The following is a 394-nucleotide window of genomic DNA, read 5'->3' on the forward strand; positions in this document are numbered from 1 at the left end:
CACATCGGCGGCATCGCGGGCAAAAATACCGTTTTCAAGTACGCCGGTAATTTTGTTGATTTCGTCTTCCATTTTCAGGGCTTGATCGATATTGAGGCCATGAACATCAACGATTTGATTTCCATAGAAAGTAGTATAACCAACACGCAACTCAGGCTGTCCGCCCATGGCAAGCAGTTTGCGTGACACCAGCGAACGGGCATTTTCAACCACTTCTACCGGCAATGGAAATTTGCCCAAACGGGAAACATATTTGCTTTCATCGGCGATACAAACAAATTTATCGGATGCGCTGGCCACGATTTTTTCGTTCAAATGCGCACCGCCGCCGCCTTTAATCATTTGCAGCGCGTGGTTGACTTCATCTGCGCCGTCAACATAAACCGCCAAACCC

Annotated in this window: 1 protein-coding gene; it reads right to left on the reverse strand. The window is 48.0% G+C overall.

Annotated features, from left to right (window positions below; all coding sequences use genetic code 11):
- The coding region (rpiA, locus tag ACTHS3_RS17165) for a ribose 5-phosphate isomerase A (RefSeq protein ID WP_440368661.1) at nt 1–394 on the reverse strand (394 nt) is incomplete at both ends.

This window comes from Neisseria sp. P0009.S007 (genome assembly GCF_051962515.1).